Here is an 11,918-nt window from a genome sequence, read left to right on the forward strand (position 1 = left end):
TGAGGGAACACCGTGAAGTACATCCGCACCACTGCTCTCGCCGCCATCGGCGTCGCCGCCGCCCTCTCGCTCACCGCCTGTGGCAACGACGGCTCCGGGAAGGACTCGTCCTCCAAGGGGCCCTCGTCCTCGTCTTCTTCGTCCTCGGACGGTGGCTCGAAGTCGGAGGGCGGCTCGGGCTCCGGCGACTCGGAGGCCGGCAGCGCGAAGTCGGGCTCGGACGAGGGCACCGAGACCCGCGCCGGCACCGTGAACGGGGCGACGAAGACCGGCGGCAAGGTCACGTTCTGCAAGACGGAGGACCTGGCCATCGACGCCAGGGACGCCGCGCCCGACGCGGACTCCGGCAGGATCGACATCACCATGGTCAACCGGGGTTCGACCACATGCTCGGCGACGGGCTTCGCGGGCGTCGACATCAAGGATGTCGACAACACCTCGAGCCCCATCGGGCGCGGCCACGCCCAGCCGCGTATCACCAACCTGAAGCCCGGCGACGCTGCTGTCTTCAACCTCGCCTACGACATCGACAAGAGCGGCGACAGCCTCGCGCACCCGACCAACATCGAGGTGACGCCGCCGAACGAGACTCGCACCGTGAGCCTGGAGTGGCCCGCGGGCGCGGGGGAGATCAAGGGCACCTACACCGACGTCGAGGTCTACCCCACGCACGCGGCCGAGTAGGGGCGGTGCGTGGCGACCGGCCCTGGTGGCCGACCGCCGCGCCCGGCCAGGATCTTGGCCATCGGTGTGCAGCTGGTCCGCGTCGGCGACGCTTGGCTTGACCGTTTCGCAGCAGGTTCCGAAGCGACGGCAGTGGGGCTGCTCGACAACGTGCCGGCCTGGCAAGAACCGCAGTGCTGCCAGAACTCGTGAACATCACCCGGCCGGGGACCGGCATGCCTGCCGAACCCGTGAACAGCCGCTGTCGCTACCGTGACCCGTGAACAGGCCACGCCGGGAATGGCGCCGCGCTCGGTTACGTTCGGTCCATTGCCACCGGGCGTCCCAGCTCGGCGGAGTTCACCGCGTGTGCCCGTCCGGGCACACGGCAGAGCGATCGAGGAGCGTCGGGACATGTCGGGCACCGTGACGATGTACAGCACCACCTGGTGCGGATACTGCCGTCGGCTGAAGAGCCAGATGGACCGCGAAGGCATCGCGTACGAAGAGGTCAACATCGAGCACGACCCGGACTCGGCCGCCTTCGTGGAGAAGGCGAACGGCGGCAACCAGACCGTGCCGACGCTCCAGATCGTCCCGAAGGCCGGCGGTGAGCCGGTGGTGATGACCAACCCGAGCCTCGCCCAGGTGAAGCAGGCGCTCGGCGCCTGACCCGGGGCCCCGGCGCGTCCCCGGCCGCATCGTCACCGGATGCGGCCGGGAGCCGGGCGGGCCCTGGAGCGGGTCAGCGGCCGACGCCGGGCTTGGGGAGGGGCTCGCCGTACCAGAGTTCGATGAGGCGGGCGGCGATCGAGATGCCGTAGGGCGGGCGGACCTCCCCGGACTCGAAGGCCGCGCGGAGGTCCTCCCGGGAGAACCAGCGGGCCTCCTCGATCTCCTCGCCGTCCACGGTGATGTGGGGCGAGGTGGCCTTGGCGGTGAAGCCCAGCATGAGGCTGGACGGGAAGGGCCACGGCTGGCTGGCCACATAGCTGACCTCGCCCACGGTGACCCCGGCCTCCTCGAAGACCTCGCGCCGGACCGACTCCTCGATGGCCTCACCCGGTTCGACGAATCCGGCCAGCGTGGAGAAGCGGCCCTCGGGCCAGTGGACCTGCCGGCCGAGCAGTGCGCGGTCCTGGTCGTCCGTGACCAGCATGATCACGGCCGGGTCGGTGCGCGGGTAGTGCTCGGCGCCGCAGGCGGGGCAGCGTCGGATGTGTCCGGCGGCGGCGATGACGGTGCGCTCGCCGCAGCGGGAGCAGAAGCGGTGCAGGCGCTGCCAGTTCTCCAGGGCGACCGCGTGAACGAGGAGCGCGGCGTCCCGTGGGGAGAGCAGCAGTCCCGCCTCGCGCAGACCGGCGGCCCGGGCCGACTGGTCGAAACGGCCGGGCAGGGAGTCCTTCTGGAGGGCGAAGTAGCTCACGCCGTCCTCGTCGCAGCCGAGGAAGTAGCGGTGGGAGCGGGTGAGGGGCGCCTCGAAGGTGGGCGTCAGCACCAGTTCGGTGGTGCCGTCCTCGTTCTCGTCGATGAGCGCCTGGCCGCCGGACACCACGAAGACCCGGGTGGTGGGGTGGCTCCAGGCGGCGGCCAGCCATGCCTCGTCGAGGCGGTGGTGGGCCGCCCGGTCGATGCCGCTGGGCGCGGTGAGCGGCAGCGGTTCCTTGGGCTCGTGGGTCCAGGTGGTCACAGTAGGTTCCAACTCCCCGGTGGCGTGGGTGGTTCCGTGCGTCCTGCCGGGGTGACCGGGGCGGGCGCGGGGTGTGGCCGCTCCTGATCCGCGGGGGCCGCGGGGTCGGGAGGGCCGGCGGTGGAGGCGGAGTGGGGCGGCTCAGGGGGCATGGCGCCCCTGCTCGGCGAGGTCGCCCCAGAGGTGGGCGGCGGTTTCGACGCCCTTCATGAGGAGGTCGAGTTCGACCTTCTCGTTGGGGGCGTGCCAGCCGTCGGACGGCACCGAGATGCCGAGGAAGAGGACGGGAGCGCCGAGCACGTCCTGAAGGTCGGCGGCCGGGCCGGAGCCGCCCTCGCGGGTGAAGCGTACGGGCTGCTGGAAGGCACGGCTCATGGCCCGGACGACGGACTGGAGGGCGGGGTGGTCGAGCGGGGTCAGGCAGGGGCGGGTGGCGCCGCCGAAGGTCACGGTGTGGCCGATGCCCGCGGGGAGCCGCTCCGCGATCCAGGCGCGGACCTGCTTCTCGATGTGTGCGGGGTCCTGCCCTGCCACCAGCCGGAAGGAGAGCTTCAGCATCGCGGTGGCGGGGATGATCGTCTTGCCGCCGGGGCCCTGGTAGCCGCCGCCGATGCCGTTGACCTCGGCGGTGGGCCGTGCCCAGATGCGTTCGAGCGTGGTGTGGTCCGCTTCGCCACTGGTGGCGTGCGACCTGGCGGTGCGCAGCCACTGCTCCTCGTCGAAGGGCAGCTCGGCGAAGAGGGCGCGTTCCCGGTCGGTGAGGGGGACGACGTCGTCGTAGAAGCCGGGGACGGCCACGGCGCCGCGGTCGTCGTGGAGGGCTGCGACGAGCCGGGCCGCCTCGGTGGCCGGGTTGGGCACGGCTCCGCCGAAGGAGCCGGAGTGGATGTCCTGGCCGGGTCCGGTGAGCGTGACCTCGCAGTCGATGAGGCCGCGCATGCCGGTGCAGACGGTGGGGGTGTCCTCGGACCACATCCCGGTGTCGGAGACGAGCACCGTGTCGGCGGCGAGCCGGTCGCGGCGTTCCTCGACGAGCTGCCGGAAGTGCGGGGAGCCCGACTCCTCCTCACCCTCGATGAGCAGCTTGAGGTGGACGGCCGGGCTGGTGCGGCCGGTCGCGGCGAGATGGGCGCGCAGGCCCAGGGTGTGGAAGAAGACCTGGCCCTTGTCGTCGGCCGCGCCTCGCCCGTACATCCGGCCGTCCCGGACGACGGGGACGAACGGGTCGGTGTCCCACCCGTCCTCGCGCGCGGCGGGCTGCACGTCGTGGTGGCCGTAGACGAGGGCGGTGGGCGCGTCCGCGTCGTCGGAGGGCCAGGAGGCGAAGACGGCGGGGGCCCCGGCCGTCGGCCAGATCTCGACGGTGGGGAAACCGGTCTCGCGGAGCTTGGCGGCCAGCCATTCGGCGCTGCGGCGCACATCGTCCCCGTGCTCGGGCTGGGCCGAGACGGACGGGATGCGCAGCCACTCGGCCAGGTCGTCGAGGAAGGCGGCGCGGTGGTTCTCGATGTACGTGCGGACGGCGTTGTCCAAGGTCTCGCTCATGTCAAGAGCCTATCGGGCGACTGCCGGCGACTCGTCCGGTGGTTCACCGGCCGTCCCCGGCGGCTGTGGTTCCCGGAGGTGGCCGGGCGCCGGTTTCGGGGGTTGCGGCGGCGGGCCGGAGCGGGTGCCGAGCAGGATGTGCTCGATCTCTCGCCGACCGGGGAGGTGGCGGGGCCGGACGGTCTCCCCGGAGCGGATGTGGACGAAGGCCGCGGTGACCGCTTCGAGCGGCAGCTGATGCTGCTCGGCCCATGCGAGCCGGTAGATGGCGAGCTGGAGCGGATCGGCGTCGCGCGTGTGGCTGGTCTTCCAGTCCACGATCTCGTACACGGGGGCGTCCGGACCGGCGGCGCCGTCGGTGGCCGGATCGAGCCGGTAGACGGCGTCCATGCGGCCGCGGACGGTCCGCCCGGCGAGGGTGAGCTGGAAGGGCACCTCGACACCGAGCGGGGTGCGGTGGGCGTACTCGGTCTGCTCGAAGGCCTCCTTGAGGGCTTCGAGGTCGTGTTCGTCGGCGATGTCCGCGTCGTGCCCCGGCAGCTCGTCCGGGTCGAGCATGGGGAGCTGGACGTCCTCGAACCGGGACTCCACCCAGGCGTGGAAGCGGGTCCCGCGCCGGGCGGCCGGCTGCGGGGCCCGGGGCATCGGCCGGGCGAGCTCCGCCGCGAACCCCTCGGGGTCGGCGGCGAGCCGCATCAGCTCGGAGGCGGTCAGCGAGGCGGGCAGCGCCACCTCCCGGGTGCCTTCGCGGGCCCGCAGCAGCTCACCCTTGAGCGCCTCCAGGTCCTGGTCCCAGGAGTGGATGAGGCGGGCCTCCTCGGGGGTGGGGCCTTCGGGCACGGTCGGGGAGGGCTCCGGGCGCGCCTGTGGGACCTGCGCGGCGGTCGGTCCCGCCTCGGCCGAGGGCACGCCGGGCGAGGGCCCGGCACCGGTTTCCGCGTCGGCCGGGGAAGGTGCGGTGGCCGGGCGCGTGGTGGTCCACGACTCCCAGTCGCCCTCCTCGTACTCCGCGTACTCCTCGTCGGGGACCGGTTCCGGTTCCTCGGGAAGGCCCTCGGCCCCCTCCAGGGCCGCGGCGCCGGGCCCGGCTCCCGTGAGGAGGTCTACGGAACCAGGTGCTCCCCCGCCCTCCTGCCTCTCGTGGGCCGGTGCGGCCGCGAGGGCGTCGAGGTGGCGTCGGACGGTGGCGGCGGCGGCCTGGCGCCGTTCGAAGGCCACGGCGTCCAGCGGGAGGGGCCAGGCCAGGTCGGCCGTGGGCTCCGCCAGCGCCGGGTTCTCGGCGTCCGCGTCCGGCCGCTCGGCCCACACCTCCGTCTCCCCGTGTCCCGCGAGGCAGTGGTCGTGCAGGGCCAGCAGGAAGTCGGAGGGACCGCGGGGACGCTTCTGGGTGGGGCCCCACCAGTGGCCCGAGCCGAGCAGCAGCTTCCGGGGCCGGGTGAAGGTGACGTACCCCAGACGCAGTTCCTCGGTGTGCTGGTGGTCGCGCATCGCCTCCTGGAAGGCCTTGAGGCCCTTGGCGTTCAACGCGTCGACCCCCGGCAGGGTGGCCGCGTCACCGCGGAGCGGGTGCGGGAGGACGCGCGGCTGGGCGGTCCACTTCTCGCGGCCCTGCTCGCTGGGGAACTGCTTGGCGACCAGACCGGGCACGGCGACGACGTCCCACTCCAGGCCCTTGGACTTGTGGGCGGTGAGGACCTTGACGGTGTTCTCGCCGCCGGGGAGGGCGTTGTCGAGGCCCTTCTCGTACTGCGCCGCCGTGCGGAGGAAGGCGAGGAAGGCGAGGAGGGAGGCGTCCTTCTCCTGGGCGGCGAAGGAGGCGGCGACGTCCAGGAAGTTGGAGAGCGTCTCCCGGCGGCGGGCGGCGAGGGCGTGCGGGGACGAGGAGAGCTCGACCTCGAGGCCGGTGGTGGTCAGGACACGGTGCAGGACGTCCATGAGCGGGTCGGCGAGAGAGCGGCGCAGGTCACGGAGTTCGGTGGCGAGTTGCGCGTAGCGGACGCGGGCCTCGGCGGAGAAGGGCAGGTCGTCGTCGGCGGAGCCGTCGAGAAAGGTGTCGAGGGCGTCGGCGAGGGAGATGACCTCGGCCGGGTCGACCCCTTCCACCGCTTCGGCGAGCCGCCGGTCGGGGTCGTCGTCCCCCGCGCGCTCACGGCGTACGAGGAGCCGCGCCCGGCGGCCGAGCAGGGCGAGGTCGCGCGGACCGATGCGCCAGCGGGGGCCGGTGAGGAGGCGGACCAGGGAGGCGTTGGCCCCGGGGTCCTGGAGCACTTCGCAGACGGCGACGAGGTCGGCGACCTCCGGCAGGTGGAGGAGGCCGGAGAGGCCGACCACCTCGACCGGGACCTCCCGGTCGACCAGGGTGCTCTGGATCGCCCCGAAGTCCCCGGCCGTCCGGCACAGCACGGCGATCTCGCCGGGCGGTGTCCCGGTGGCGACGAGGTGGGCGATCTGGTCGCCGAGCCACGCGAGTTCCTCGGCGTGGGTGTCGAGGAGCGCGCAGCGGACGGTGCCGTCGCGTTCGGCACCGGGGGCGGGCCGCAGCGCCTCGACGCCGGTGTGCATGGCGCGCAGCGGGGCGGCCATGGTGTTGGCGAGATCGAGCAGGCGGCCGCCGCTGCGGCGGTTCTCGCTCAGGGAGTGGCGCGCGGCCGGCGTGCCGTCGGCGGCCGGGAAGTGGTCGGGGAAGTCGTCCAGGTTGGCGACGGAGGCGCCGCGCCAGCCGTAGATGGCCTGGCAGGGGTCACCGACGGCGGTGACGGGGTGGCCGGTGCCGTGGCCGAAGAGCCCGGCGAGCAGAATGCGCTGCGCGACCGAGGTGTCCTGGTACTCGTCGAGGAGGACGACCCGGAACTCCTCGCGGAGCAGGGCTCCCACCGCCGGGTGGCTGTCGGCGAGGGTGGCGGAGAGGGCGATCTGGTCGCCGAAGTCGATGAGGTCGCGCTCGCGTTTGGCGGCCCGGTAGCGCTCCACCAGCCCGGCCAGGTCGTGGCGGGCGCGGGCGACCTCGGGGATCTTCCGCAGGTCGGTGTTGGTGAGCGGGGTGGTCTCCAGGGTGTCGAGCAGCTCCTCGTCGTGCCGCCGGAGCCGCTCGGGGGAGGCGAGGTGTTCGGAGAGCTCACCGTCGAGGGCCAGGAGGTCGCCGACGAGGTCGGGGAAGGAACGCGTCAGCGCGGGGTGGGTGCCCGGTGCTTCGCGCAGCACCCGGGCGGCGAGCTGGAAGCGGGTGGCGTCGGCGAGCAGGCGGGTGCTCGGTTCGAGGCCGAGCCGCAGGCCGTGATCGGTGAGGAGCCGTCCGGCGAAGGCGTGGTAGGTGGAGATGACCGGTTCGCCGGGGCTGTGGCCGTCGTCCGGCCCCGCGCCCGGAGGGGCGAGCGGCTCGGGTTCGGTGATCCCTGCCTGGGCCAGCGCCTTGCGGACCCGCTCGGCGAGTTCCCCCGCGGCCTTGTTGGTGAAGGTGAGGCCGAGGACCTGCTCAGGCGCCACCTGGCCGGTGCCGACGAGCCAGACGACGCGCGCCGCCATCACCGTGGTCTTGCCGGAACCCGCTCCCGCGACGATCACCTGAGGCGCGGGCGGCGCGGTGATGCAGGCCGTCTGCTCCGGGGTGAAGGGGATGCCGAGCAACTCCTTGAGCTGCTCGGGGTCGCTGATAGGTGCGGGCATGCCAGCGAGGCTAGCGCCGCCGACGGACAGTCCGGCTCCGGGCAGCGGAGGCGCCGGGCGTTCTGCCTGGTCAGGAGGGGCGAGGGGGAGGTTGTGGGGTCGGTCACCGGGGGGCGGGCGGTAGGGACGAGGGCCTGGTGGCACTTCCCTGCCGAGCGGCGCCGACTCAGCGGGGCGAGCGACGAGCCCCTCGGTCCAGGGAGCAGAACACCCGTGCGGACGGCGCCCGCCCGGCCCGACTTCGCGCCGGGCCAGCCGTCGAGCCTTGTCCGGCACAGACACCGGCACCCACGCCTCCTACGCGCGGAACGGGACGAGAAGGACCACCCTCCTCAGCGCCTCGCCCCTGCGGAGCGGCCAGCGAGCGCCGTCCAGAGCGAGCACAGGCAAGCGCGGGCGGCGGCCCCGTCCGAGGCGGACCCGCAGCTCCGTGTCCGCCTCGAAGACGGGGCCGGCCGACAGGAAGGAGCCTGGGCGCGCCACGGGCCCGCGCCCCCAGCCACCGCCAGGTATCGCGTTCCCCAGCGACGGAACGGCCGCGAACTCCGCTCCGGCCAAGCCCGCCGCCACAGCTACGGCAAGCCCCTGCGCCGCTCCGGCCCACCGGCCCTGGCCGCCACCCGGTACCCGCCGGACCGCCCACGTACGGTCTCCGCGCCTTGCCCACAGGCGTGCCCGCTCACTCCACGACCTGCCGCCCCTCCTCCCGCCCACTGCACGAGGAGCGGAAGGAGCAGTGTGCGCAGTGCTGGCCGGGGGTCGGGGTGAAGCGTTCGTCGAGGACCTTGCCCGCGGCGGTGGCCAGGAGGTCGCCGACCCAGGCGCCGTCCGGCGAGGGCTGGTGCTGTACGCGGGGCAGGGCGTCGCCGCCCTCCTTCTTGGGGGCGGGCTGGCGGAGGTGGACCAGTTCCGCTCCGCCGGACCGCGGGCGTACGCCGTCGAAGAGCGGGTCGACGGCGCCCTCGTCGACGGCGAGCTGGTAGACGGCGAGCTGCGGATGGTGAGCGACCTCGGCGGCGGTGGGCGCCTGCTTGCCGGTCTTGAAGTCGACGACGTACGCCCGGCCGCGCGGGTCCTGTTCGACCCGGTCCATGCTGCCCCGGATGCGTACCTCGTAGGGTCCGGCGCCCAGCGTGACGTCGAAGTCGTGTTCGCTGGCGACGGGGGTGCGCCCGGCGCGGTCGAGGGTGTGCCACTCCAGGAAGCGCTCCAGGGCCTGCCGGGCGTTCTCCTTCTCCTGGACGGATTTCCAGGGCGCGTCGAAGGCGAGCGCGTCCCAGACCGAGTCGAGGCGTTCCATCAGCACGTCGAGGTCGGCCGGGGTGCGGCCGGAGGCCACCTCGTCGGCGAGGACGTGGACGACGTTGCCGAAGCCCTGGGCGGCCGTGGCGGGTGCGTCGGCCTTGACCTCGCGGCCGAGGAACCACTGCAGGGCGCAGGTGTTGGCAAGCTGGTCGAGGGCGCTGCCGGAGAGGACGACGGGCGCGTCGCGGTCGCGCAGCGGCACCTCGGAACGGGTCGGCGCCCGCATCCCCCACCAGCGGTCGGGGTGCGCGGTGGGGACGAGGGGGCGGCCGTCCTCGTCGGTGAGGGCTGCGAGGCGGGCGAGGCGCTGCGCGGCGGCCTCGCGGAGCGTGCCGGAGACGCGCGGGTCGACCGTGGTCGCCCGCAGCTCGGCCACGAGCGCCGCGACGGCGAGGGGGCGGCGTGGCCGCGAGGAGACGTCCTTCGGCTCGACGCCGAGTTCGGTGAGGAAGCGCGAGGGCTGGTCGCCGTCCTCGGCGGGGGCCTTGACCGCGGTGACGACGAGGCGTTCGCGGGCGCGGGTGGCGGCGACGTAGAAGAGGCGGCGTTCCTCGGCGAGGAGGGCGCCGGGCGGCAGCGGTTCGGCGAGGCCGTCGCGTCCGATGCGGTCGGCCTCCAGCAGGGAACCGCGGCGCCGCAGGTCGGGCCAGACGCCCTCCTGCACCCCGGCGACGACGACGAGCCGCCACTCCAGGCCCTTGGAGCGGTGCGCGGTCATGAGCCGTACGGCGTCGGGGCGGGCGGCGCGGCGGGTGAGGGTGTCGGCGGCGATGTCCTGCGCCTCGATCTCGGCGAGGAAGTTGAGGGCGCCGCGGCCGCCGGTGCGCTCCTCGGCGCGGGCGGCGGTGGCGAAGAGGGCGCAGACGGCGTCGAGGTCGCGGTCGGCGTTGCGCCCGGCGGCGCCGCCCCTGCGGGCGGACCGCTCCAGACGCTGCGGCCAGGTCGTGCCGTCCCACAGCTCCCAGAGCGCCTCCTCGGCGCTGCCGCCCTTGGCGAGGAGCGTCCGGGCGCGGTGCAGCAGCTCGCCGAGGAGGCGCGCGCCGTGGGCGTACGCCTCGTGGGTGACGAGCCGCTCCGGCTCGGCGAGCGCCCGGGCGAGCAGGGTGTCGGACGGTGGCGGGAGCGGGTTCCCGGCGGCGCGTTCCTCGTCGCGCAGGGCGCGGCCGAGCCGGCGCTGGTCGGCGGCGTCGAGGGCGGCGAGCGGCGAGGCCAGCAGGGTGAGGGCGGTCTCGGTGTCGAGCCAGGTGGGGGCCTGGTCCCCGGCCTCGCCGCCGGGTACGGGGTCCGCCGCCGGACCCGCGTCCTCCGCGGCCCGGTCGTGCAGGGCGGCGGTGGCGGCGGCGCGCACCGCGGTGAGCAGCGGGGCGACGGCCGGTTCGTGGCGCAGCGGCAGGTCGTTGCCGTCGATGTCCAGGGGGACCCCGGCCGAGGTGAGGGCGCGGCGGACGGCGGGGACGGTGTGGCCGCCGGAGCGCACCAGCACCGCCATCTCCCCCCAGGGCACGCCGTCCTCCAGGTGGGCGCGGCGCAGGATGTCGGCGATGTTGTCGAGTTCGGCACCGGTGGTGGGGTACGTGTAGGCCTCGACGCGGCCCCCGTCACGGGCTGGGCTGAGGGAGCGATGAGCACGGACGGTCTCGGCGGGGAGCCTGGTCAGCGGCATGCGGCGGGTGAGGAGCCGGGTGGCGGCGACCAGTTGTGCGCCGGAGCGGCGCCCGGTGGCGAGGACGCCGACGGGCGCGGGCCCCCCGTCGGCGCGGCGGAAGGTCTCGGGGAACTCCAGGATCCCGTTCACGTCGGCGCCTCGGAAGGCGTAGATCGACTGGTCAGGATCGCCGAAGGCGACCAGCGTGCGGCCGCCGCCCGCCCCCGGCACGGCCGGGCCGTGGTTACCGGCGAGCGCCCGCACCAGCCGGACCTGGGCGGGGTCGGTGTCCTGGTACTCGTCGACGTAGACGGCGTCGTAGGCGTCGGCGAGCTGCCGGGCGGTCTCCGGGCGCTCGGCGAGGAGGACGGCGCGGTGGACCAGTTCGGCGTAGTCGAGGGTGCCCTGGGCGTCGAGCAGGTCGAGGTACTCGGCGAGGAAGGACGCGGCCGCGGACCAGTCGGGCCGGCCGCTGCGCCGGGCGAAGTCGGCGAGGGCGTCGGGGCCGAGGCCCAGTTCGCGGGAGCGGGCGAGGACGGCGCGGACCTCGTCGGCGAAGCCGCGGGTGGTGAGGCAGGCGCGCAGTTCGTCGGGCCAGCGCACGCGGGCGCGCCCTTGGCGGCCGAGTTCGACCTGCCCGGCGAGCAGCTCGCGGACGGCGACGTCCTGCTCCGGCCCGGAGAGCAGCCGCAGGGGTTCGGCGAAGAGGTCGGCGTCCTGGTGGGCGCGGACCAGGGCGTAGCAGAAGGAGTGGAAGGTGGTGGCCCGGGGCGCGGTCGCGGAGCCGAGCCGCTGCGCCATGCGGTCCCGCAGGTCGACGGCGGCGCGCCGGCTGAAGGTGAGGACCAGGATCCGCTCGGGCGCGGTGCCCGAGGCGAGGCGGGCGGCGACGGATTCGACCAGCGTGGTCGTCTTGCCGGTACCGGGACCCGCGAGGACGAGCAGCGGTCCCGCTCCGTGGTCAACCACCGCCCGCTGCGCTGCGTCCAGTCGAGGGGGCGCCTCCGCCACGGGGGCGGAGCGGACCAGCCGGTACGTGCCGGAGGCCCTCTGCCGCGCCTGCTGCTGAGGCAGGCGGCCGCTGGGAGGAGAGGAGCTCACGTGCATCGCCGGTCCTGGTGGGTGTGCTGGTGGAAGGCGCTCGGTGCGGGCCGGGGACGGAAGGCCGCCGACGCCGTCCGCCGGGCTGCCCGCTGCGGCCGTGGCGGCCAGGTGCCGACCACCGACCGTACCCCGACCGGCGCCGGCTCCGACGGGCTTCCTCTCTCGCACGCCCCGGAGCGTGCGCCGGGCCCCCACGGGCACGGCCCCGCCCTAGGCCCTGTCCGGCGGATCTTCGTGGGCCTGCGACGCCTGGCACGCACTCTCGCCGTACGCCCGAATCACCCGAGTACGTCCAGTACGAGG

Annotated in this window: 6 protein-coding genes; 2 read left to right on the forward strand and 4 right to left on the reverse strand. The window is 74.5% G+C overall.

Features of this window, described 5'->3' with window-relative positions; translation table 11 throughout:
* The first annotated feature begins 12 nt into the window (after window positions 1-12).
* Window positions 13-684: a DUF4232 domain-containing protein gene (locus ACFWMZ_RS25220; protein ID WP_383204262.1), complete on the forward strand. Its 672-nt coding sequence runs from the start codon at window positions 13-15 to the stop codon at window positions 682-684.
* A gap of 393 nt (window positions 685-1,077) precedes the next feature.
* Window positions 1,078-1,335: a mycoredoxin gene (locus ACFWMZ_RS25225; RefSeq protein ID WP_383204265.1), complete on the forward strand. Its 258-nt coding sequence runs from the start codon at window positions 1,078-1,080 to the stop codon at window positions 1,333-1,335.
* A gap of 73 nt (window positions 1,336-1,408) precedes the next feature.
* Here ACFWMZ_RS25225 and nudC read toward each other — a convergent pair whose 3' ends face one another.
* The 4 genes from nudC to ACFWMZ_RS25245 form a co-directional block, all read right to left on the reverse strand.
* Window positions 1,409-2,353 (reverse strand): NAD(+) diphosphatase, encoded by a 945-nt coding sequence (gene nudC / locus ACFWMZ_RS25230; protein ID WP_383182797.1) that lies wholly within the window; start codon window positions 2,351-2,353, stop codon window positions 1,409-1,411.
* Between the two features lie 141 nt (window positions 2,354-2,494).
* Window positions 2,495-3,898: a dipeptidase gene (locus ACFWMZ_RS25235; protein WP_383182799.1), complete on the reverse strand. Its 1,404-nt coding sequence runs from the start codon at window positions 3,896-3,898 to the stop codon at window positions 2,495-2,497.
* Window positions 3,899-3,907: 9 nt separating this feature from the next.
* Window positions 3,908-7,561 (reverse strand): UvrD-helicase domain-containing protein, encoded by a 3,654-nt coding sequence (locus ACFWMZ_RS25240; RefSeq protein ID WP_383204267.1) that lies wholly within the window; start codon window positions 7,559-7,561, stop codon window positions 3,908-3,910.
* Between the two features lie 679 nt (window positions 7,562-8,240).
* Window positions 8,241-11,618, reverse strand: coding sequence for an ATP-dependent helicase (locus ACFWMZ_RS25245; protein WP_383204270.1), 3,378 nt, complete (start codon window positions 11,616-11,618; stop codon window positions 8,241-8,243).
* Window positions 11,619-11,918: the final 300 nt, after the last annotated feature.

This window comes from Streptomyces sp. NPDC058373 (genome assembly GCF_042723275.1).
GTDB lineage: Bacteria > Actinomycetota > Actinomycetes > Streptomycetales > Streptomycetaceae > Streptomyces.

Bases quoted from the DNA above. Each gene is read 5' to 3' on its own strand.
- ACFWMZ_RS25225 (WP_383204265.1), top strand. From the start codon at position 1,078: ATGTCGGGCACCGTGACGATGTACAGCACCACCTGGTGCGGATACTGC.
- ACFWMZ_RS25240 (WP_383204267.1), bottom strand. From the start codon at position 7,561: ATGCCCGCACCTATCAGCGACCCCGAGCAGCTCAAGGAGTTGCTCGGC.
- ACFWMZ_RS25245 (WP_383204270.1), bottom strand. From the start codon at position 11,618: ATGCACGTGAGCTCCTCTCCTCCCAGCGGCCGCCTGCCTCAGCAGCAG.
- ACFWMZ_RS25235 (WP_383182799.1), bottom strand. From the start codon at position 3,898: ATGAGCGAGACCTTGGACAACGCCGTCCGCACGTACATCGAGAACCAC.